Source organism: Xanthomonas sp. WHRI 7945 (assembly GCF_035026585.1).
This window is the reverse complement of sequence record NZ_JAYIQP010000022.1, coordinates 37,640-57,566: the sequence shown is the minus strand read 5'-3', so window position 1 is coordinate 57,566 and position 19,927 is coordinate 37,640. Positions and strand designations below refer to the sequence as shown.

The 19,927-nt window shown below is 71.2% G+C and carries 19 protein-coding genes and 1 tRNA gene; 9 read left to right on the top strand and 11 right to left on the bottom strand.

Going from position 1 to position 19,927, the window contains the following annotated elements:
- Window positions 1–128 precede the first annotated feature (128 nt).
- The 6 genes from VDQ83_RS15985 to VDQ83_RS15960 all read right to left on the bottom strand — a co-directional run bounded on the left by VDQ83_RS15985 (window position 129) and on the right by VDQ83_RS15960 (window position 7,729).
- Entirely contained in the window at window positions 129–1,085 is a 957-nt protein-coding gene (locus VDQ83_RS15985; protein ID WP_455435685.1) for a TraB/GumN family protein, read from the bottom strand.
- Between the two features lie 16 nt (window positions 1,086–1,101).
- On the bottom strand, window positions 1,102–2,031 hold the full coding sequence (locus tag VDQ83_RS15980) for a DUF1684 domain-containing protein (protein WP_455435689.1): 930 nt from the start codon (window positions 2,029–2,031) through the stop codon (window positions 1,102–1,104).
- Window positions 2,031–3,896 (bottom strand): DNA mismatch repair endonuclease MutL, encoded by a 1,866-nt coding sequence (gene mutL, locus VDQ83_RS15975; RefSeq protein WP_455435684.1) that lies wholly within the window; start codon window positions 3,894–3,896, stop codon window positions 2,031–2,033. Before mutL ends, VDQ83_RS15980 begins: the two co-directional genes overlap by 1 nt.
- A 159-nt stretch (window positions 3,897–4,055) precedes the next feature.
- Complete coding sequence (locus tag VDQ83_RS15970; RefSeq protein WP_455435683.1) at window positions 4,056–5,687, bottom strand: N-acetylmuramoyl-L-alanine amidase; 1,632 nt, start codon at window positions 5,685–5,687, stop codon at window positions 4,056–4,058.
- Between the two features lie 81 nt (window positions 5,688–5,768).
- Window positions 5,769–6,248 carry a tRNA (adenosine(37)-N6)-threonylcarbamoyltransferase complex ATPase subunit type 1 TsaE gene (tsaE, locus tag VDQ83_RS15965; RefSeq protein ID WP_455435682.1) on the bottom strand — a complete coding sequence of 160 codons (480 nt, stop codon included), beginning with the start codon at window positions 6,246–6,248 and terminating at the stop codon, window positions 5,769–5,771.
- Window positions 6,245–7,729, bottom strand: a complete 1,485-nt coding sequence (locus VDQ83_RS15960) for an NAD(P)H-hydrate dehydratase (protein WP_455435681.1) — start codon at window positions 7,727–7,729, stop codon at window positions 6,245–6,247. Before VDQ83_RS15960 ends, tsaE begins: the two co-directional genes overlap by 4 nt.
- 23 nt (window positions 7,730–7,752) lie before the next feature.
- On the opposite strand from VDQ83_RS15960, the gene queG reads away from it, so the two are divergent.
- Genes queG through VDQ83_RS15945 form a run of 3 tightly spaced genes read left to right on the top strand, consistent with a single transcriptional unit; the run spans window position 7,753 to window position 10,677 of the window.
- Entirely contained in the window at window positions 7,753–8,880 is a 1,128-nt protein-coding gene (gene queG / locus VDQ83_RS15955; RefSeq protein WP_455435680.1) for a tRNA epoxyqueuosine(34) reductase QueG, read from the top strand.
- Window positions 8,881–8,906: 26 nt separating this feature from the next.
- Window positions 8,907–10,238 carry an exodeoxyribonuclease VII large subunit gene (gene xseA, locus VDQ83_RS15950; RefSeq protein ID WP_455435679.1) on the top strand — a complete coding sequence of 444 codons (1,332 nt, stop codon included), beginning with the start codon at window positions 8,907–8,909 and terminating at the stop codon, window positions 10,236–10,238.
- A 43-nt stretch (window positions 10,239–10,281) separates the two neighbouring features.
- Window positions 10,282–10,677, top strand: a complete 396-nt coding sequence (locus VDQ83_RS15945; RefSeq protein WP_455435678.1) for a hypothetical protein — start codon at window positions 10,282–10,284, stop codon at window positions 10,675–10,677.
- Window positions 10,678–10,723: 46 nt separating this feature from the next.
- On the opposite strand, the gene VDQ83_RS15940 is transcribed toward VDQ83_RS15945, so the two are convergent.
- The 4 genes from VDQ83_RS15940 to VDQ83_RS15925 all read right to left on the bottom strand — a co-directional run bounded on the left by VDQ83_RS15940 (window position 10,724) and on the right by VDQ83_RS15925 (window position 13,022).
- Window positions 10,724–11,266 carry a lipocalin family protein gene (locus VDQ83_RS15940; protein WP_263394875.1) on the bottom strand — a complete coding sequence of 181 codons (543 nt, stop codon included), beginning with the start codon at window positions 11,264–11,266 and terminating at the stop codon, window positions 10,724–10,726.
- 291 nt (window positions 11,267–11,557) lie between these two features.
- Window positions 11,558–11,839 (bottom strand): hypothetical protein, encoded by a 282-nt coding sequence (locus VDQ83_RS15935; protein ID WP_455435677.1) that lies wholly within the window; start codon window positions 11,837–11,839, stop codon window positions 11,558–11,560.
- 372 nt (window positions 11,840–12,211) lie between these two features.
- Window positions 12,212–12,287: transfer RNA gene (locus tag VDQ83_RS15930), tRNA-Phe, on the bottom strand.
- 324 nt (window positions 12,288–12,611) lie between these two features.
- Window positions 12,612–13,022 carry a hypothetical protein gene (locus VDQ83_RS15925; RefSeq protein WP_455435676.1) on the bottom strand — a complete coding sequence of 137 codons (411 nt, stop codon included), beginning with the start codon at window positions 13,020–13,022 and terminating at the stop codon, window positions 12,612–12,614.
- A 16-nt stretch (window positions 13,023–13,038) separates the two neighbouring features.
- Here VDQ83_RS15925 and VDQ83_RS15920 point away from each other — a divergent pair, with 16 nt between their 5' ends.
- Window positions 13,039–13,515, top strand: coding sequence for an NDR1/HIN1-like protein (locus tag VDQ83_RS15920; protein WP_455435675.1), 477 nt, complete (start codon window positions 13,039–13,041; stop codon window positions 13,513–13,515).
- Between the two features lie 240 nt (window positions 13,516–13,755).
- On the opposite strand, the gene VDQ83_RS15915 is transcribed toward VDQ83_RS15920, so the two are convergent.
- The gene (locus VDQ83_RS15915) at window positions 13,756–13,950 is read right to left on the bottom strand and encodes a hypothetical protein (protein WP_455435674.1); all 195 of its coding nucleotides are present in this window, start codon (window positions 13,948–13,950) and stop codon (window positions 13,756–13,758) included.
- Window positions 13,951–14,047: 97 nt separating this feature from the next.
- Between VDQ83_RS15915 and VDQ83_RS15910 the strand changes: the two genes are divergently transcribed.
- The 5 genes from VDQ83_RS15910 (at window position 14,048) to VDQ83_RS15890 (ending at window position 19,886) form a co-directional block, all read left to right on the top strand.
- The gene (locus tag VDQ83_RS15910; RefSeq protein ID WP_309917106.1) at window positions 14,048–14,545 is read left to right on the top strand and encodes a MarR family winged helix-turn-helix transcriptional regulator; all 498 of its coding nucleotides are present in this window, start codon (window positions 14,048–14,050) and stop codon (window positions 14,543–14,545) included.
- The gene (locus VDQ83_RS15905) at window positions 14,542–16,725 is read left to right on the top strand and encodes an FUSC family protein (protein WP_455435673.1); all 2,184 of its coding nucleotides are present in this window, start codon (window positions 14,542–14,544) and stop codon (window positions 16,723–16,725) included. Before VDQ83_RS15910 ends, VDQ83_RS15905 begins: the two co-directional genes overlap by 4 nt.
- A complete protein-coding gene (locus VDQ83_RS15900) occupies window positions 16,709–16,915 on the top strand; it encodes a DUF1656 domain-containing protein (RefSeq protein ID WP_455435672.1) in 207 nt (68 codons plus the stop codon). Before VDQ83_RS15905 ends, VDQ83_RS15900 begins: the two co-directional genes overlap by 17 nt.
- 8 nt (window positions 16,916–16,923) lie before the next feature.
- Window positions 16,924–17,919: a biotin/lipoyl-binding protein gene (locus VDQ83_RS15895; protein WP_455435671.1), complete on the top strand. Its 996-nt coding sequence runs from the start codon at window positions 16,924–16,926 to the stop codon at window positions 17,917–17,919.
- Between the two features lie 182 nt (window positions 17,920–18,101).
- Window positions 18,102–19,886, top strand: coding sequence for an acyl-CoA dehydrogenase C-terminal domain-containing protein (locus tag VDQ83_RS15890; protein WP_455435670.1), 1,785 nt, complete (start codon window positions 18,102–18,104; stop codon window positions 19,884–19,886).
- The last annotated feature ends 41 nt before the right edge of the window (window positions 19,887–19,927 follow it).

Sequence of the window (19,927 nt, the reverse complement as noted above, 5' to 3'; positions counted from 1 at the left end):
CTTCAGCCGCGACAGGCTTTACTGACAATGCCTGTCGCGGCTGAAGCCGCTCCTACAAAAATGTCGCTACTCCTAACCGGCGCACACGGCGCTGCATTGGCTCGGCGCTGCAATCCTGTTGTCGCTGCTCAGCGCGAACGCAGCGCTGGCGACGCCCGGATCCGCTCGACCTTGTAGCCGCGCGCGCGCAGCGCTTCGACCACGCCGTCGGGGCCGAGCAGATGCAAGGCGCCGACCACCACCAGGGTGTCGCCCTGGCCATCGCGCAGGCGCTGTTCCAGCCGCGGCAGCCAGGCCTGGTTGCGATCGACGTTGATGCGCTGGTACAGGCGTGGATAGTCGCGCTTCATCTCCACGCCGATCTCCTGCCACAGCTGGCGCTCGTCGCCGCGGCGCCAGGTGTCGTGCAGGCGCCGGGTCTGCGCCGCGCCCTGTTCGGCATCGTCCAGCGCTTCGATCAGCATCTGCCGCTGCTCGACCGGCTCCATGCCGTCGAGCATCGCGATCTGCGTCTGCGCGGTTTCCAGGCCTTCCACGGCCTTTCCGGCCTGCACCGCCATGTCCATGAAATGCCGGTCCAGGCCGGCGTCGGCCTGCAGGCCCTGCGCCTTCATCTCGGCGATGCTGATGCTCAGGCCGACGAACCACGGCTCGAATCCGCCCATCTGCTGCAGCGGCAGGCCGTGGCCGTCGGCGTAGCGGCGCAGGCGCTGCCAGGTGGCCGCATCCAGGTCGTCCTGCAGGCGCTTGCCATCCTGGCGTTGCGCCGCCTGCAGCATCTGCGCGCCCAGTTGCGGCGCGTCCACGTCCTGCGGCGAAAGTTCGAACAGCAGCCGCGGCGACGCCGCGTACGCCGCATCGACCTCGCGCGCCAGCGGGTAGTCGTCCGGCTTGAGCAGATGGAACGAGCCGAGCAGGTACAGCGCGCCGCGCGGACCGTCGACCTTCCACAGCAGCGGCGTCGGCGGCGCTGGCCTGGCGCTGGGGGTAGCGACGGGAAGCGGTGCGCGCGCCGGCGCCGGTACGGCGGCGAACAGGGTCAGGCACAACAGCAGGCTGCGCAGCAGGCGCGGAATCGGCGTCATCGGAGTCTCGGGTCAGTCAGTGCGCGGCGGCGTAGCTCTTCTCGCCGGCCTCCACCGCCAGGTCCAGCCGGTTCTCCGGCGGCGGCAGCGGGCAGGTCGCGAACGGGGTGAACGCGCACGGTGGGTTGTAGGCGCGGTTGAAATCCAGCACCACGCTGCCGTCGGCGTCGGGCGCCGGCACGTCCAGGAAGCGCCCGGCCGGATAGCTGCCGCGGCCGCTGGTGCGGTCGGCGAACACCACGAACAGCGGGCGCCCGGGTTCGCCGATCGCTTCCAGGCGCAGGCGCTTGCCGTCGCGCTCGAACTCCAGCGCGCCGGCATTGGGCGAGTCGGTGGTGACGCCGATGATGTCGACGATCGGCAGGGTCTTGCCCGGCGCGTTGGGCACGAAGCGGCCGCGGATGCGCCAGGATTCGGCCGGCGGCCAGTCGCTCAACCCGGCGAAGCCGAGCCGGGTCGGCGCGTCGGCGTGCTTGACCCGCAGCGCATAGCGGCCGCCGCGCGCGATCAGGCTCAGCTTGCCCTTGCCGTCGTCGAACTCGACCACGCTGGGCGTGGCGTCGTGGTCGCTGTACAGGCGCGTGCGCCGCTGCAATGGCTTGCCGTCCATGCGCAGCGCCGCGCCGGGCTCCGGGGTCAGGAACACCTGCCCGTCCACGCGCGACACCAGCGCCATCCGCGCCGGTCCCACCGCCAGGCGGATGCCGCTGCCGGGACCGCTGCCGATGTAGTGTTCCTTCAGTTCCAGCCAGTGCAGGCCGACCAGGCTGGTCCAGCCGTCGGGCGCCTGCAGTTCCTGCCTGCGCTGTTCGCGCCAGCGCTGCTGATCGGCCAGGAACGCCTTGTCGGCGAGCGCCGGCGCGGCCGGTGCCGGCGCCTGCTTGCCGCATGCGCCCAACGCGAGCAGCGCGACGAGCAGCGCCGTCGTTCTTCCCCACTTGCCCATCAGCGCCCCCGTAAGAACCATCGATCGATCTCGCCCAGCGTGAAGCGCGCCCAGGTCGGGCGTCCATGATTGCACTGCCCGGAGCGCTCGGTGGCTTCCATGTCGCGCAGCAGCGCGTTCATTTCCGGCACGGTGAGGCGCCGGTTGGCGCGCACCGCGCCGTGGCAGGCCATCGTCGACAGCAGTTCGTCGCGCGCGCCGGCGACGCGGCGGCTGTGGCCGTGCTCGCGCAGGTCGGTCAGCACGTCGCGCAGCAGGGCTTCCGGTTCGGCCTGGGCCAACAGTGCCGGGATGCTGCGCACGTGCAGCGACTGCGGGCCGCTGCGGGTGATCTCGAAGCCCAGCGCGGCCAGTGTGTCCGCCTCGCGCTCGGCGGTGTCGGCATCGCGCTCGCCCACCGCCAGGGTGATCGGCACCAGCAGCGGCTGCGCATGCAGGCCGATGCCGTCGTGCGCGTTCTTCAGCCGTTCGTAGCCGATGCGCTCGTGCGCGGCATGCATGTCGACCACGATCAGGCCTTCAGCGTTCTCGGCCAGGATGTAGATGCCGTGCAGCTGCGCGATCGCATAGCCGAGCGGCGGCACGCCGCTGTCGGGCGAGGTCGGCGGCAGGCCGCCGGCCGCATCCTGGGCCTGCAGCGGCAGGGTCGCCGCCGCCCCATCGGCGCTCCCCGCGGGCGCGGCATACAGCGCCGCGTAGGCGGCCGGGGCCTCGTTGACGCGCAGGCCGAGCGGCGATTGCGCCGGGCGCCATTGCGCGCCGTAGCCGCCGCCCCCGGTGCCGCTGCCCATCGCGCCGGACATCGGCAGCGCGCCGCCGGCATACGCCATCGGCGGCGCCTGCGCGGCATCGCCGGCGGTCGGCGTGCTGCCGGCGCGGGTCTGCGCCAGCGCGTCCTGCAACGTGCGATAGACGAAGTCGTGGATCAGCCGCGCATCGCGGAAGCGCACCTCGTGCTTGGCCGGGTGCACGTTGACGTCGACCCGCGACGGCTCCAGTTCCAAGAACAGCACGTACGCCGGCTGGCGGCCATGGAACAGCACGTCGCCGTAGGCCATCTTCACCGCATGCGCGACGCTGCGGTCGCGCACCGAGCGGCCGTTGACGTACAGATACTGCTGGTCGGCGCTGGCGCGCGAATAGTGCGGCTGCGCGATCCAGCCGTGCAGGCGCAACCCGGCGCCGCTGTGGTCCACGCGCAACGCCTGGCGCGCGAAATCCTCGCCGAGGGTCTCGCCCAGCCGCGCATCCGAATACAGGTCGCCGGGCTTGTAGCGCCGCGACGGCTTGCCGTTGTGGGAGACGCGCAGCTCCACGTCCGGGCGCGCCAGCGCCAGCGAGCGCAGCCATTCCTCGATGTGGCCCAGCTCGGTGCGCTCGGCGCGCAGGAACTTGCGTCGCGCCGGCACGTTGTAGAACAGCTCGCGCACCTCGACCGTGGTGCCCGGCGCCTGCGCGCGCGGCTGCACCTGGCCGACCTTGCCGCCGTCGACCTGCAGCGCCACGCCATGTTCGTCGCCGGGACGCCGCGAGGCCAGGGTGAAGCGGCTGACCGAGGCGATCGACGGCAGCGCCTCGCCGCGGAAACCGAGCGTGCCGACCGACTCCAGGTCGTCGAGCGAGGCGATCTTGCTGGTCGCGTGCCGCGAGACCGCCAGCGGCAATTCCTCCGGCGCGATGCCGCCGCCGTCGTCGCGGATCCGGATCAGGCGCACGCCGCCCTCTTCCAGGTCGATGTCGACGCGGCGCGCGCCGGCATCCAGCGCGTTCTCGACCAGTTCCTTGACCACCGAGGCCGGTCGCTCGACCACCTCGCCCGCGGCGATCTGGTTGATCAGGATGTCGGGCAGCTGGCGGATGCTCATGCCGGCTCCCGCTTGCGCTGCGGCGCACGCGCGCAATGCGCGTGCCGGGCGATCGCGCCAGGCCCGGAATCGGGAGAACAGCAACGGTTACGGGACATCGGCACGGCTCACGGCGCGGACGCCGTCATGAGGATCAGCCGGCGATGATAGCCGAGCGCCTCAGCGGCTGCCGCCGGCGACGGTGCTGGCCGCTTCGGCCTCGGCCTGCGCGCGCGCCGCGAACAGCGTGCCCGGCGGCGGCTGCCGGGTGAAGAAGGTATTGACCCCGTCCAGCACCGCGCCGGCGAGGCGCCGCTGGTAGCCCGGATCGGTCAGCCGACGCTCTTCGTCCGGATTGGAGATGAAGGCGGTCTCGACCAGCATCGCCGGCATGTCCGAGGTGCGCAGCACCGCGAAGTTGGCGCGCTCCAGTTCCGGCTTGTGGTTGTTGCCGATCCGCTTGAGTCCGCCCAGCACGTGTCCGGCCGCGTCTTCGGAGGCCTTCATGTGCCCGCTCTGGGCCAGGTCCAGCAACACGCTGGCCAAGGTGCTGTCGGTCTTCTGCAGGCGCACGCCGCCGACCAGGTCGGCCGCGTTTTCCTTGTCCGCCAGCCAGCGCGCGCGCTGCGAGGAGGCGCCCTTGGTCGACAACACGTAGACCGAGGAGCCGGTCGCGCTGCGGTTCTCGGCGGCGTCGGCGTGGATCGAGATGAAGATGTCGGCCTTGGCCGCGCGCGCCTTCTGCGCGCGCATCGGCAGCGGGATGAATACGTCGCTGTCGCGGGTCATGTAGGCCTTCATGCCTGGCGTGGCGTTGATCTGCCGCGCCAGTTCGCGGCCGATCGCCAGGGTCACGTCTTTCTCGCGCTTGCCGGTCGGGCCGGTGGCGCCGGGATCCTGGCCGCCGTGGCCGGGATCGATAGCCACGATCAACGGCCGCATGCCCGGCTTCATCGCCACCCGCGACGGCGCGCTCGGCATCACCGGGCGCGCTTCGGCCGCGGCAGCCACGGCCGCGTCGTCGGCGCTGGCTAGGGCGTCGGGCTTCGCCGGGGTCGGCGCTGCCGCGACGCCCTGCTGGGCTGGCACGGTGCTGCCGGTCGATGGAGCCGGCACAAGGGTTCCGGTCGCCGCCACCGCGGCCTGGGCCGCAGCGGGCGCCGCCATCGCACCGGCCATCGGCGCCGGCGCCGGCGTCGGCGCTGCGCTGGACGCTGTCGTGGGTGCCGGCGCAGGCGCTGCACGCTGCACCACCGACGAGGTCAAGGCCGCGGTCGCGCGTGCCGCTTCCTGACGCGGATCGGGGGTCGGCTTGGCCGCGACCGCATCCGCGGCGGCGGCAGGCAGGGGATTGCTGGACGCGGTCGATGCCGGCGCGGCGGCACTGGCGCTGGCCACCGGCTTGGCCGACGCCGCATCGCCCGGCCACTCGATCACCAGCACCGAACTGCCGCCGACGGTCTGCATCTGCGGCTTGAACGCCACCACCGGGCTGCTCAGGTCGAACACGATGCGCAAGGTGCCGGGAACCGGATGGCCGGTGCGTACGGCGGTGACCACGCCGTTGCCGGCGGGCAGCTTCAGGCCTTGCGCGGCGGAGGATTCGGGCAGATCGACGACCAGCCGGTTGGGATTGGCCAGGGTCAGCGTGGTGAAGCCGCCGCTGCCCTGCAGCCGGATCTCGGCGCGGGTGCCGGTGGCGCCATTGCCGACCGACACCGCCTGCACCTGGCCCGCAAACGCCGATTGCGCCGCTAGGCACCAGCCTGCGGCGATGGCGGAACAGGCGAAAAATCGGATCCCCAGGCGCATAGGGGCGATTCAAGCATCACCGCGCCATAAACACAAGCGGTTTTCCCTTAATAATCCATAACCTGCCTGCACTTCCTAGTGTCAGCCGACAGAAAGACCGTGCAAGTCGTCCCGTTCTGCGACCCGCGCCAGCCACGCCTCGCCCACCGCGGTGCCGGCCCGCAACTGCACCGAGCGTCCGGCATCGTGCAGTGCCAGCGCCACGGCCAGATCGGCGGGCGGCAGCATGTCGCCGCCGCGTTCGGGCCATTCCACCAGCCACAGCGTCGCCGCGGCCTCGTCCAGACCCAGAAAATCCAGTTCGCCGGCCGCGCCGATGCGGTACAGGTCCAGGTGCCAGGCTTCGCCGTCGGGCAGCGGATAGCGCTCGACCAGGGTGTAGGTCGGGCTGCGGATCGCGCCCTGCACCCCCAGCGCGCGCAGCAGCGCCCGTGCCAGGGTCGATTTGCCGGCGCCCAGATCGCCATGCAGGTGTACCGTCGCCAGCGCAGGGCGGGTAGCCGCCAATAGCTGGCCCAGGCGCTCGGTGGCGTCGCTGTCGTGCAGATGGAGATGCATCATCGCTCCGCTTGCGGATTGGCCAGGTGGCGCAGCGCCGGCAGCAGGTCGGACGGCAGCAAGCCGCGCTGGCCGGCGGCGGCGGCGCGATCGCCGGCCGCGGCATGCAGCAGCGCACCGACGCTGGCCGCGTCGAACGCGTCAAGGCCCTGCGCGCGCAGCGCGGCGATCACCCCGGTCAGCAGATCGCCCATGCCGCCGACCGCCATGCCCGGATTGCCGGCGGCGATGACCCGCGGCACTCGCCCTGGCGCGGCGACGATGCTGCCGGCGCCTTTCAGCACCACCGTCGCCCGGTAGCGCTCGGCCAGCGCCGCGGCGGCGGCGAAGCGGTCGCGCTGCACCTCGGCGGTGGCGATGCCGAGCAGGCGCCCGGCCTCGCCCGGATGCGGGGTCAACACCGCGTCCGGCAACGCGCGCGGCGCTTGCGCCAGCAGGTTCAGCGCATCGGCATCGATCACCATCGGCAGCTCCGCCGCCAGCGCCAGCCGCCATAGGCCCTGCGCCCACTCGTCCTGGCCCAGCCCGGGACCGAGCGCGACCACGCTCGCCTTGCGCAGCAGCGGCGCCAGCGTGGCGCCGTCCTCGACCGCATGGGTCATCGCTTCCGGACACCGCGCCAGCAGCGGCGCCACGTGCAGTGCGCGCGTCGCCACGCTGACCAGGCCGGCGCCGGCGCGCAACGCCGATTCGGCCGCGAGCATGACCGCGCCACCGCTGCCGAGGTTGCCGCCGATGCACAGCACGTGGCCGGAATCGCCCTTGTGGCTGTCGCGCCGGCGCGGCGCCAGGCGCGTGCCCAGCGCCGCGGCGGCCCAGGCCTGCGCCTGCGGCGTGCAACCGTCGAATGCGGCGGCCGGCACGTCCAGCGTCGCCAGGGTGGCGTCGCCGACATGGTTCAGCGCCGCGCCGGTGTGCAATCCGGCATGGGCGACGATGAACTGCACGGTCAACGTCGCCGGCAAGGCCGCGCCGGGCACGCTGCCGTGCTCGGCATCCACGCCGCTGGGCACATCCAGCGCCAACACCGGCGCACCGAGCCCGGCGAGCGCACCCAGCAAGGCGGCCAGTTCGGCGTCGGGCGCGCGATTGAGGCCGATGCCGAGCAGCGCGTCAACGACCACGTCGGCCTGGTCCAGCGCGGCATCGAAGACCTCGATGCGGCCGCCGACGCCGATGTAGTCGGTGCAGGCGCGCTGCGCCAACGCCGATTGCGGGCCGCGCCCGGGAAGATGCAGCACGCGCACGCGGCGTCCGGCGCAATGCGCGAGCCGCGCCAGCACGTAGCCGTCGCCGCCGTTGTTGCCGGTGCCGCAGGCCACCAGGATGCGCTGCGCCTGCGGCCAATGCTGCAGCAGCGTCTGCCAGGCGGCCTGGCCGGCACGCTGCATCAGCGTGTAGCCGTCGCCGCCGAGCAGGGCCGTGGCCTGCGCGTCGAGGCGCCGCGCGGCGGCGGTGGCGTAGAGATCGAACGAGTCGGACATGCGCGAGATTCTATACTTGCGCCATGTCCAGCAACGTTGCTCCTGTCGACCCCCATGCCGCGGCTGCGCGCATTCGCGCGCTCGCGCGCGAGTTCGGCTTCCAGCGCTGCGGCATCGCCGGGATCGAGCTGCAACAGGACGAGGCGCATCTGCGCGACTGGCTGGCGCAGGGCCTGTACGGCACGATGCAGTGGATGGCGCAGCATGGCGACAAGCGCGCACGCCCGGCTGAGCTGATTCCGGGCACGCTGCGGGTGATCTCGGTCGGTCTGGACTACGGCCGCAACGACGACGATTCGGCCTGGGACACGCTGCGCGACGGCGAGCGCGCCTATGTCGCCCGCTACGCGCTGGGCCGCGATTACCACAAGCTGATGCGCAACCGCCTGCAGAAGCTGGCCGAGCGCGTCCAGGCCGAGATCGGCCACTTCGGCCATCGCGTGTTCGTCGATTCGGCGCCGGTGCTGGAGCGCGCCCTGGCGCGCGACGCCGGCCTGGGCTGGATCGGCAAGCACACCTGCCTGATCGACCGCAACGGCGGCTCCTGGTTCTTCCTCGGCGAGATCTACGTCGACCTGCCGCTGCCGATCGACCCGCCTGCCAGCGCGCATTGCGGCACCTGCACGCGCTGCATCGACGTGTGCCCGACCCAGGCGATCGTCGCGCCGTACCGACTGGATGCGCGCCGCTGCATCGCCTACCTGACCATCGAGCACGACGGCGCGATTCCCGAGGAACTGCGCCCGGCGATCGGCAACCGCATCTTCGGCTGCGACGACTGCCAGCTGGTGTGTCCTTGGAACAAGTTCGCCAAGCGCAGCGACGAGCCCGACTTCCGCGCCCGCAACGACCTCGATCGGGCCACGCTGGCGCAGCTGTTCGCCTGGGACGAAGACGAATTCCTGCGCCGCACCGAAGGCAGCGCGATCCGCCGCAGCGGCCACGAGCGCTGGCTGCGCAACCTGGCGGTGGCGCTGGGCAATGCGCCGACCACGCCGCAGGTGCTGGCCGCGCTTGGCGCGCGCGCGCAGCACGCTTCGCCGCTGGTCCGCGAGCATGTGCAATGGGCGCTGGCGCGGCATGCAGGCGCAGCGTCCACAAGCGACGGCGCCATGCCGCGACCGGCCGATCACGCCGACGTGCGACGATAGCCGCCCGCACCCATCGCAACGCCCGCATGCCCGATCGCGACGACCAGATCCTCAGCCCCAGCCAGCTCAACACGCTGGCGCGCGACCTGCTGGAAAGCGCGTTCCCGCTGGCCTGGGTGGAAGGCGAACTGGGCAACGTCACCCGACCCTCGTCCGGGCACCTGTACTTCACCTTGAAGGACGCGCGAGCGCAGGTGCGCTGCGCGATGTTCAAGCCGAAGAGCCAATGGCTGAAGTTCGTGCCGCGCGAAGGCCTGCGCGTGCTCGCGCGCGGCCGGCTGACCCTGTACGAGGCGCGCGGCGACTACCAGTTGGTGCTGGATCATCTGGAGGAAGCCGGCGAAGGCGCGTTGCGCCGCGCCTTCGAGGAACTCAAGGCCAGACTGGCCGCCGAAGGCCTGTTCGCCAGCGAGCGCAAGCGCGCCCTGCCCGCCTTCGTGCGCCGCCTGGCGGTGATCACCTCGCCCAGCGGCGCGGCGGTGCGCGACGTGCTGAGCGTGCTCGGCCGGCGCCTGCCGCTGCTGCAGGTGGACATCCTGCCGAGCCTGGTGCAAGGCGACAGCGCCGCGGCGCAACTCACCTCGCTGCTGCAGCGCGCCGATGCCAGCGGCCGCTACGACGCGATCCTGCTGACCCGCGGCGGCGGCTCGCTGGAAGACCTGTGGGCGTTCAACGACGAACGCCTGGCGCGGGCGATCGCCGCCGCGGCCACGCCGGTGGTGTCGGCGGTCGGCCACGAGACCGACGTGACCCTGGCTGACTTCGCCGCCGACCTGCGCGCGCCGACGCCGTCGGTCGCCGCAGAACTGCTCGCCCCCGACCAGCGCGATCTCGCCGCGCGCCTGCGCGGCCAGCACGCGCGGCTGCTGCAGTGGCAGCAGCACCGCCTGCGCCAGGCGATGCAACGCGCCGATCGCGCCTTGCTGCGGCTGCAGGCGCAGAGCCCGCAAGCGCAGCTGCAATTGCTGCGACGGCGCCAGCAGGATGCCGCGCGCCGCCTGCTGGCGCTGTGGCGGCAGCAGCAAGAACGCCGCGGCGCGCGCCTGCGCCATGCCGCCGCGGTGCTGCGCACGGCGCAACCGCAACGGCGCCTGGCGGCCCTGCGCGAGCGCCTGCTGGCGCTCGGCAGGCGCCCGCAAGCGGCGATGGCGCGCCAGCTGCAGGCCGACGCGCAACGCCTGCGCGCGCTGGCCCGCGCGCTGGAAACGGTCAGCCCGCTGGCCACGGTGACGCGCGGCTACGCGATCCTGACCCGGATCGACGACGGCACGCTGGTGCGCTCGACCGCGCAGCTCGCGCCCGGCGATCGCCTGCGCGCGCGGCTGGCCGACGGCGAGGTGACGCTACGTACAGAATGAGTGCGGCAACCTGTCGCGACCGTTGCTCATCGTTGCCCCCCTCATGCCACAGCAAACTTCCAACGAGCAACGCATCAAGGCGGTGCTGCAAGGCATGCGCCGCGCCGAGCGCGACAGGGCTGGCCAATTGTCGCGCACGAACGACACGCTCTCCCTGATCGGCGGCGCCACCTACGGCTCCGCCGGGGACGCGCAACGTGTGATCGACTGGCTGGCGCGCGATGTGCACACGCTGCCGCAGTTGCGTGCCGAACACCTGGCCGATGTCGGCGAGACCATCTGCATCGTCTGGAACGGCTGCGGCGGCGACCATGCCGCGCTGTCGCAGTGGTTGAACGGCCGCCATGCGCAGCTCGACGGCCATACGCCGCGTCAGCTGCTGCAGGACGGCGCCAGCGCCCGGCTGCTCGCCGCGGCCCGCGTGTCCTTCGCCGCTTAGCGGCAATGTGCCGCGCGCGCCGTCGCCGGAGGACCGGCGTGCGGACTCAATCCAGCGGTGCGACGACCAGCAACGGATCCAGGTCGTAGCCCATCGCCACCGCCCTGGCCTTGATCTGCTCGAATAGCGCACGCGGCATCCGCGGCGAACGCGACAGCACCCACAGGTATTTGCGGTCCGGTTCGCCGATCAACGCCCACTGGTAGTCCGGATCCAGCGCGATCACCCAGTAATCGGCCCAGACCATCGGCACCCAGGCCAGCCAATCGGGCGCGAAACGCACCTGCAATCGCCCGGGATGGCCTTGGACCCGCCGTGCCACGCCCTCGGCGGCGAGCACGCCGTCCTTGCCGGTCCGGCAGGCGTTGCGCACGCCGACCAGTCCGTCGTCGCGCAGCATGTAGGCGGCGGTGATGTCGCCGGTGCATTTCTTCTGAAACGACACCGGCAGGTGCGCGATTTCGTGCCATTGCCCGGCGTAGCGACCCAGGTCGAACTCTGCGACCGAGCTCACCGGCTGCGCGGCCCGCGCCGGCAGCGCTAGGCACAGCACACAGGCCAGCAGCATCGCGATCGATGAATGACGCATGCGCGATCCAGCAAGGGGAGAAGACAGCCTTATGCAGCAGCGCGGCAACGATGTAAAGCCGCGGCGCGACCGCGCGCGGCGATGCGGCAGGCGATTGGCCGCGGCGCAAAGTTGCCATGCGCGCGTCGTCCGCTGCGACTGCGCACGCGATGCGTGCGCGCCTTCCGCACGCCATGGCATCCGGGTGGGTCGCGCTGGCGCCGCTAGCTCAGCGCGACGGACCGGCAGACGCTGGCGCTGTTTGAACCGCTGGCGCCGGACCGGAACTCAGGATCGACGCGCCACCAGGCGTCAGGGGAACAGATCGGCGACTGCGAGATCCTCGCTGTGGCCGCCGCACTCCACCGGCTCGCGCAGGACGACCTGCTCGGCGACACCATCGCGGTGATGCAGGTACACGTTGACCTGCACGCATTCGGCACCGATCTGCTCGATGTACGGCGCGCCGTTGCCGACACCCGCCTGGGAGGCGGCATCCGCATCGGAAACATCCGCTGTTGCAGCGGCGCTCGCAGCTCCCGCAAACGCCCAGGCCATGGCACACAAGCAAAACCGCAACAATCCGCTGTTCATTGGCTTCCCCTGTTGGCCATGTACCCAATGATTGCGACAGCCGCGGCCAGTAGTTGAGCGGTATATTCCGAAAAAAGGCCGTATCCCATCATTTGTCTACGGCGCGTGAACATGCGCCCCCGTACGTGCGACGTCCTGTAAATGGTCGCGTCTGAGGCAGAAAGGCGGGGCAACGGCATCGGACAAAACATGAGTGACGTGCGGAAATCGGCATATCGCGTCGCTCAGCGCTGGCGCCCGCGCAGGCATGTACCGCGGAAGCCCGGGCAACGCGGTCGCAGCCCTCGGCGCGTATGCGGCGGCACGGCGCAATCGTGCGGCAGCGCTTGCCGCAAAGAAAAGGGCCTGCATTTCTGCAGGCCCTTGATGTAATGGTGGCCGAGGACGGAATCGAACCGCCGACACGGGGATTTTCAATCCCCTGCTCTACCAACTGAGCTACTCGGCCACTGCGCAACGCGGCAGGACCGGTGCGAGGACGCGCATCATAGCGATGCTGTCGGAATTGGGCAAGTGTGGTGTCTCCGGAATTTCCCTACCGCACGGCAGGGCGTGCGCCGACTGCACCGGACGGCAGCGCGCCCCATGCTGCAGGCGTCCTCGGCGCCTAGTCCATGCACGGCACGGATGCCGCTGGCGATGGTCATGGACCAGGTCGCCGAGGACAGCGCGACGTGGCAGGATCCCGCGCCACCGGCGTCCAAGCCGCTGCCATCGGAACGTTTTGTGCCGCTGGCGGTGGCACGTCCGATCCTTTGGGTCAGCCGGCGCGCTATGAAGGACTACTGCCGTATCTGCTGCCGGAGACGCATGATCTGCCTTGCAGGTGGGATCGCACTGCACATGCGGGTGCCGCGCTACCGGTTCGCAGGAGCGGTGGCGCTGCGACCAGCGCTGCGGCGCTGACCAAGCCGACGAGTTCGCGCAGGTCCAGGTGCAGCGAGCCTGCGGCGCCGATCTGCCCGCCCATGCTGTAGCGCGCGCCGCCGATCGAGACCGCGCCCGGCATGGCTGCGCTGCGGTACCGCGACACGGCGTGCATGGCGACGGGACGCCACGAGACGGCGAGCTTCTGCCGGAACCTCCTGCCGACAGGAATGTCCAGCGTCCACGCGCACGCCTTCGGCGTGCCCGCCCCACCACGCAGTGCCCAGGCGCCGTAGTATTCTTCGCCGATCTTCACGTCTTGGAATTCGGTTATGGGTCAGCGGCTTCGCTTCGGCTTGCTCGTGTTGTGCACTGCGCTGCTGGCTGGCTGCGGCGACGGCATGGTGCGCCGCGTGTCCGACCCCGCCGCCAGCGTGCAGCAACTCACCGTCAACATGGACGGCAGCTGGAAGGTGGACCTGCGCCTGCAGAACTACAGCAGCATCCCGATGCGCTACGACACCGTGCGCCTGGAACTGGGCGTGGGCGGCGAAGCCGCCGGGACCGTGCAGACCGCGCCCGGGATCTCGATCGGACCGGAAACGGCGGACGTGGTCAGCATCGCGCTGCGCCCCAGTTCGGCCGCCCGCATCGCCGTCGCCGACGCGCTGGCCGGGCGCCGCAGCCTCGAGTACACGCTCAAGGGCAGCATCGACGCGACGCCGGAAGAGAAGAAGCAGCGCAACTTCGAGATCGACACGCGCAACATGCTCAGCCCGGCGCCTGGACTGGACGGCGTCCTGCGTTGACGCCAACCGCCGCGCTGCCGGCGCTGCGGCGCGGGCACTGCGGTACCGGTATCGGCAGGCGACCTGCACCTGCCTGCCGCCTGGGCAGAATGTCTCCTCGACAAAGAAATAGCCTGAACTTGCTCCGCAGCGATTGGTCGTCATAGCGCGGCGAAGCGCTGCGGCTCGCGGCTGTATCGACATCGCCAAGACCTTCGCTGAACCCGGCAACCCTGCCGGCTCGCACTGCCCGAAGCGCCATCACCGCGCCAGTAGCTCGCCCAGAACCTCGCCGGTCGACGCCATGCCGTCGACCGGCGCTTCACCGATCGCAGCCACGACCTTCGCGGGCCCGCTGCTGTACTGGCCATCGCCAGCGCCCCACTGACCCACGCACCCGCCTCCGGCGGTCTGCGCCATCGCCAGCGCCGGGCGCATCGACGAGCCGCAGAACATCAATGCTCCACAAGAAACTGGGCACGTTCAGCTGCCATTACCGCCAAATTACTACATAAATGTAATATATATATATGTACGAAATAGGCAGCCACGCATGAGCCGCTTCGGTGCCACCGAACAGCGCCTGGACGTCACCGGCCGCAAGCATCCGGGTTTCCCGCGCGACGCGGCCACGGTCGTGCGCCTGATCAAGCTGCTGCACAAGCTGATCCTGGACCAGGGCAACGACCTGCTGCGCGCCTATGGCCTGAACTACTCCGAATACAACGTGCTGATGATGATCGACGCCAGTCCCGACGGAACCCTGAGTCCGTCGCAGCTGAGCGACGCGGCCAGCGAGAAATCGGCCAACATCACCCGCCTGACCAGCCATCTGGTCGACAAGGGCCTGATCCAGCGCAGCCCCAGCGCCGAGGACCGGCGCATGTTGCTGCTGCGCCTGACCGCCGAGGGCGAGCGCCTGATCGCGGCGTTCATGCCCGACGTGTTCGCGCAGCTCAGCGGCTATGCGCAGCACCTGCAGCGCGCCGAACTGGCGCAACTGGAAGCCCTGTTGAAGACATTGCTGCGCGGCGTGGAGCGCGACGCATGAGCGCGCATCGCGCCGATGCCGGTACCGGCGCGCCCGCAGGCGCGGCGCCGCCGCAGCGCCTGCGCACGCTGCTGGCCGAGGCCTTGCGCGGCGAAGGCGACGCCTGGCTGTTCGTGCTGCGCACGCTGCTGTCGATCTACCTCGCCGGCTGGATCGCGCTGCGCCTGGACCTATCCTCGCCGATGACCGCGATGATCACCGTGGTGGTGGTGATGCACCGACAGACCGGCATGGTGTTCGCCAAGGGATTCTATCGCGTGCTGGGCACGCTGATCGGCAGCGTCGCCGCGCTGGCGATGGTCGCGCTGTTTCCGCAGGAGCCAGTGCTGTTCGTGCTGGTGCTGGCGCTGTGGATCGGCCTGTGCACCGGGGGCGCGCTGCTGTACCGCAACTTCAAAGCGTATGCGTTCGTGCTGTCCGGCTATACCGTGGCGCTGATCGCGCTGCCGGCGGTGAACCAGCCGGAGAACGTGTTCACGCTGGTAGTCGCGCGCGTGACCGAGGTGCTGCTGGGGCTGCTGGTGACCGGCGTGGTCAGCGACGTGGTGTTCCCCAGCCGCCTGCGCCAGACCCTGCGCGATACCGTGCGCCGCGCCTACGACGGCTTCCTGGATTTCGTCCGCGACGCCACCGGCGGCCAGCTGCCGCGCGCGGCGATGGAGCAGGCGCACCTGCGCTTCGTCCGCGACGCGGTGGAGATCGAGGACCTGCGCAGCTCGGTGGTGTTCGAAGACCCGGAGGCGCGCGTGCGCAGCGGCCGCCTGCGCCTGCTCAACCAGCGCTTCATGGCCGTGTCCACCAGCTTCCAGTCGCTGCACCACTACATCAACCGGCTGCTGCGCCAGGCCGAAGGCGAGGTCGCCGAGGCGCTGATCGGCCTGTACCGACCGCTGAAGGCGGCGCTGAGCGAGCGCGGCGGCCGCGAGCGCACGGCCGACACCGCACGCCGGCTGGCCGAGTGCCGCGACGCGCTGGCACCGCGCGCCGCCGTGGTACGCGACACCCTGCCGAGCGCGCGCCATGAGGATTTCGATACCGGCGTGTCGCTGCTGCGGCGCTTCTTCGGCGAGTTGCACGACTATGTCGCCGCCGAGGCCGCGCTGGTCGCCCCGCAGCAATGGCGTACGCCGCAGGAGACCGGCGACACCGCGGTGTTCCTGCGCGGCAACGACTACGCGGCGGCGGCGCTGACCGCGCTGCGCAGCGCGCTGCTGGTGGCGGCGATGTGCTGGCTGTGGATCCAGGCCGGCTGGATCAGCGGCGCCACCGCGGTGTTCCAGGCGGTGGCGTTGAGCGCGATCCTGTCGTCCAGCGCCAACGCGCCGGCGGCGGCGCGCTCGCTGTTCAAGGGCTTCGTGTTCGGCGCCGCGCTGGGCGCGGTCTGCCAGTTGCTGGTGCTGCCGCAGATGGACGGCTACGTCCTGTTCGTCGCCGGCACCGCGCCGTTCCTGCTGCTGACCCTGTACCTGGCCTCCAAGCCGGCGCTGTTCGGCTTCGCCACCGGCACCAACCTGGCCTTCATCTCGATCCTGGCGGTGCAGCCCACGCCGCGCTTCGACGCCGTGGCCACCTTCAACAGCGTGGTGCCGTTGCTGCTGGGCACGCTGGCGGTGAGCGTGGCGTTCGTGTTCGTGCCGCCGGTGATCGGCACCCGCTGGCATCGCCGGCGCCTGCTGGAACAGCTGCGGCGGCAGACCACGCTGGCCGCGCGCGCGCCGCTGCCCGGCCTGCAGTTGCGCCTGGAAAGCGTCAACCGCGACCTGTTCCAGCAGATCGTCGCGCATACCCCGCCGGGCAGCGACGAGCTGCGCGACCTGCTCGGCTGGGCGCTGTCGGTGCACGAGACCGGGCGCACCCTGGTCGAGCTGCGCCGCGACGCCGCCGACGGCGACCTGCCGGCCGCGCTGGCGGCCGACGTGGACGCCGCGGTGCAGGCGCTGGCCGCGCTGTACCTGGCGCCCTCGCCGCCACGGCACCGCCTGGCGCTGCAGCGCATCGACGCGGCGCTGGCCGCGAGCCGGGTCGATGGCCAGGTGCCGCTGCGCTGGAAACGCACCCGCGAGCACTTGCACCTGCTGCGCGGCGCGCTGCTCGATGCCGATTCGGTACTTGCCGCACTCGCCAGCGGGCACCCGCCCGCCCCGCCCTCGCCAGGAGCCGCCGATGTCGCTGCCCGCTGAAATCTCGATCGCCGGCGTGTACGTGCCCGGCCTGTTGGTGCTGGCGGTGCTGCTGCTGTTCGCCGCCTGGGCGGTCGATGCGCTGGCCGGCCGCGCCGGGCTGTACCGCTACGCCTGGCACCCACCGCTGTTCCGCCTGGCCTTGTACGTCGCCGTGTTCGCCGCGTGCGGCCTGCTCCTTTTGCCGTGAGTCCCGCCATGAAGACCCCTGCCCTGATCCGTTTCACCCTGACCGCCGCGGTCGTGCTGATCGCCGCCCTGCTCGCGCATGCGCTGTGGCGCCACTACATGCTGTCGCCGTGGACCCGCGACGGCCGCGTGCGCGCCGAAGTGGTGCGCATCGCCCCGGACGTGTCCGGCTTGGTCGATGCGGTCGCGGTGACCGACAACCAGCACGTCGAGCGCGGCGACGTGCTGTTCAGCGTCGATCGGCGGCGCTTCGAGCTGGCCCTGGCGCAGGCCCGCGCCGACCTGGCCGCGGCGCAGGCGCAGGCGCGCTCGGCCGGCGCCAGCATCTCCGCCGCGGCCGCCAGCCAGGCGGCCAGCGAGGCCGAATTCCAGATGCGCCGCGCGCAGGCCGAACGCCGTGCCCGCGCCGCGGCGGTGATCTCGGCCGAGGCCCGCTCCGATGCCGAGGCCACCGCGCGCTCGGCGCAGGCCGACGTGCACCGCACCGCCGCCGTGCGCGGCCAGGCCAGCGCCGCACAGGCGCAGGCGCTGGCGGCGGTGGAGCAGGCCCAGGCCGCGGTCGACCTGGCCGCGCTGGATCTGCAACGCACCCAGGTCCGCGCCACCGCCGACGGCTACGTCACCAACCTGGACGTGCGCGTCGGCGACTACGCCCAGGCCGGCGGCGCGCGGTTGGCGCTGGTACGCGACGACGCGATGTGGGTCTACGGCTACTTCGAGGAAACCAAGCTGCCGCAGGTGCACGTCGGCGATCGCGCCGATATCCGCCTGATGAGCGGCGGGGTGCTGCTGCACGGCCGGGTCGAAGGCATCGCCCGCGGCATCGCCGACAGCGACAACCCGACCAGCGCCTCGCTGCTCGCCGACGTCAGCCCCACCTTCAACTGGATCCGCCTGGCGCAGCGGGTGCCGGTGCGGGTGCGCATCGACCCGGCCAGCGTGCCGGAGGGCACGATCCTGGCCGCGGGCATGACTGCGACAGTCACGGTGCATGGAAAGCCGTGATTGGGGAGTCGGGATTGGGGATTCGTAAAAGCCAGCTGCGGGCCCCGATCCATCCACACCGCGCGACCGCCGTTACGAATCCCGAATCTCCAATCCCCAATCCCCAATCCCGGCCCCACATCCATACGCCGTAGTATCCTGCGCATCTCGGCCGCGCCGCGGCCTCTGTTCCGAGCGACCGCATGAGCACCTACCAAGCCCCGTTGACCGACCTGCGCTTCGCGCTGCACGACGTGCTGCAGGTGGAGGCCCTGTTCGCCCGCCTGGGCTACGCCGAGGCCACCGCGGACGTGGTCGATGCCGTCCTGGAGGAAGCCGCGCGCTTCACCGGCAGCGTGCTGGCGCCGCTGAACCGGGTCGGCGACGAGCATGGCTGCACGCTGGACGCGGCCACCGGCGCGGTCACCACCGCACCCGGTTTCCGCGAGGCCTACCGCCAGTTCGCCGACGGTGGCTGGACTGGCCTGACCGCCGCGGTCGAATTCGGCGGCCAGGGCCTGCCGCACACGCTGGGCGTGCCGCTCAACGAAATGGTCAACGCCGCCAACCTGGCCTGGGGCAACTTCCCGCTGCTGTCGCATGGCGCGGTCGAGGCGCTGAAGCAGCATGGCGAGGCCTGGCAGCAGGAGGTGTTCCTGAAGCCGCTGGTCGACGGCCGCTGGACCGGCACCATGTGCCTGACCGAACCGCACTGCGGCACCGACCTGGGCCTGCTCAAGACCCGCGCCGAACCCAACGCCGACGGCAGTTGGTCGGTCAGCGGCACCAAGATCTTCATCACCGCCGGCGAGCACGACTTCACCGACAACATCGTGCACCTGGTGCTGGCGCGGCTGCCGGACGCGCCGGCCGGCGCCAAGGGCATTTCGCTGCTGGTGGTGCCCAAGTTCAAGGTCGCCCGCGACGGCAGCGTCGGCGAGCGCAACGCGGTGCGCTGCGGCTCGCTGGAGCACAAGATGGGCATCCACGGCTCGGCCACCTGCGTGATGAACTTCGACGGCGCGCAGGGATACCTGGTCGGCCAGCCGCACAAGGGCCTGCAGGCCATGTTTACGATGATGAACACGGCGCGGCTGGGCGTCGGCCTGCAGGGCATCGGCCTGTCCGAGCGCGCCTACCAGAACGCCCTGCGCTACGCGCGCGAGCGCCTGCAGTCGCGCTCGCTGACCGGGGCCAAGCTGCCGGACAAGCCGGCCGACCCGATCCTGGTGCATCCGGACGTGCGCCGCATGCTGCTGACGGTGAAGGCGCTGACCGAAGGCAGCCGCCTGCTGGCGCTGCACGCCGCGACCCTGATCGACGTCGCCCACCATGCGCAGGACCCGGCCGAGCGCGAGCGGGCCGACGTGCTGGTCAGTTTCCTGACCCCGATCTCCAAGGCCTGCCAGACCGAATGGGGCGTGGAGAACACCTATCACGCGCTGCAATGCTTCGGCGGCCACGGCTACATCCACGAGCACGGCATGGAGCAGCTGGCGCGCGATGCGCGCATCACCACGCTGTACGAAGGCACCACCGGCATCCAGGCGCTGGACCTGATCGGGCGCAAGACCGCGTCCAGCCAGGGCGCCGGGCTGAAGCTGTTCCTGGCGCAGATCGAGGCCTTCACCGGCGAGAATGCGGACAATCCGGCGGTGGCCGAGTTCATCGCCCCGCTGCGCGAGAAGGCCGGCGAATGGGCGGCGCTGACCAAGCGCATCCTGCAGCGCGCCGCCGGCAATGCCGACGAGCTGGGCGCGGCCAGCTACGACTACGTGTTCTATTCCGGCTACGTGGTGCTGGCCTACTGGTGGGCGCGCAGCGTCGCCGCGGCCGAGGCCTCGGCGCAGAGCGAGGCGTTCAAGCAGTCCAAGCGCGAGACCGCGCGTTTCTACTACGCCAAGCTGCTGCCGCGCACGCTGACCCACGCCGCGGTGATCGAGGCCGGCGCCGAACCGCTGATGGCGATGGCCGACGCGCACTTCTGAACCCTGCGCAAGGCGCGACCGGCAGCGCATGCGCCGGTCGC

Excerpts from the sequence above, each read along its gene's own strand:
- VDQ83_RS15985 (WP_455435685.1), bottom strand. The coding sequence starts at position 1,085 with ATGACGCCGATTCCGCGCCTGCTGCGCAGCCTGCTGTTGTGCCTGACC.
- VDQ83_RS15980 (WP_455435689.1), bottom strand. The coding sequence starts at position 2,031 with ATGGGCAAGTGGGGAAGAACGACGGCGCTGCTCGTCGCGCTGCTCGCG.
- mutL (WP_455435684.1), bottom strand. The coding sequence starts at position 3,896 with ATGAGCATCCGCCAGCTGCCCGACATCCTGATCAACCAGATCGCCGCG.
- VDQ83_RS15970 (WP_455435683.1), bottom strand. The coding sequence starts at position 5,687 with ATGCGCCTGGGGATCCGATTTTTCGCCTGTTCCGCCATCGCCGCAGGC.
- tsaE (WP_455435682.1), bottom strand. The coding sequence starts at position 6,248 with ATGATGCATCTCCATCTGCACGACAGCGACGCCACCGAGCGCCTGGGC.
- VDQ83_RS15960 (WP_455435681.1), bottom strand. The coding sequence starts at position 7,729 with ATGTCCGACTCGTTCGATCTCTACGCCACCGCCGCCGCGCGGCGCCTC.
- queG (WP_455435680.1), top strand. The coding sequence starts at position 7,753 with ATGTCCAGCAACGTTGCTCCTGTCGACCCCCATGCCGCGGCTGCGCGC.
- xseA (WP_455435679.1), top strand. The coding sequence starts at position 8,907 with ATGCCCGATCGCGACGACCAGATCCTCAGCCCCAGCCAGCTCAACACG.
- VDQ83_RS15945 (WP_455435678.1), top strand. The coding sequence starts at position 10,282 with ATGCCACAGCAAACTTCCAACGAGCAACGCATCAAGGCGGTGCTGCAA.
- VDQ83_RS15940 (WP_263394875.1), bottom strand. The coding sequence starts at position 11,266 with ATGCGTCATTCATCGATCGCGATGCTGCTGGCCTGTGTGCTGTGCCTA.
- VDQ83_RS15935 (WP_455435677.1), bottom strand. The coding sequence starts at position 11,839 with ATGAACAGCGGATTGTTGCGGTTTTGCTTGTGTGCCATGGCCTGGGCG.
- VDQ83_RS15920 (WP_455435675.1), top strand. The coding sequence starts at position 13,039 with ATGGGTCAGCGGCTTCGCTTCGGCTTGCTCGTGTTGTGCACTGCGCTG.
- VDQ83_RS15915 (WP_455435674.1), bottom strand. The coding sequence starts at position 13,950 with ATGTTCTGCGGCTCGTCGATGCGCCCGGCGCTGGCGATGGCGCAGACC.
- VDQ83_RS15910 (WP_309917106.1), top strand. The coding sequence starts at position 14,048 with ATGAGCCGCTTCGGTGCCACCGAACAGCGCCTGGACGTCACCGGCCGC.
- VDQ83_RS15905 (WP_455435673.1), top strand. The coding sequence starts at position 14,542 with ATGAGCGCGCATCGCGCCGATGCCGGTACCGGCGCGCCCGCAGGCGCG.
- VDQ83_RS15900 (WP_455435672.1), top strand. The coding sequence starts at position 16,709 with ATGTCGCTGCCCGCTGAAATCTCGATCGCCGGCGTGTACGTGCCCGGC.
- VDQ83_RS15895 (WP_455435671.1), top strand. The coding sequence starts at position 16,924 with ATGAAGACCCCTGCCCTGATCCGTTTCACCCTGACCGCCGCGGTCGTG.
- VDQ83_RS15890 (WP_455435670.1), top strand. The coding sequence starts at position 18,102 with ATGAGCACCTACCAAGCCCCGTTGACCGACCTGCGCTTCGCGCTGCAC.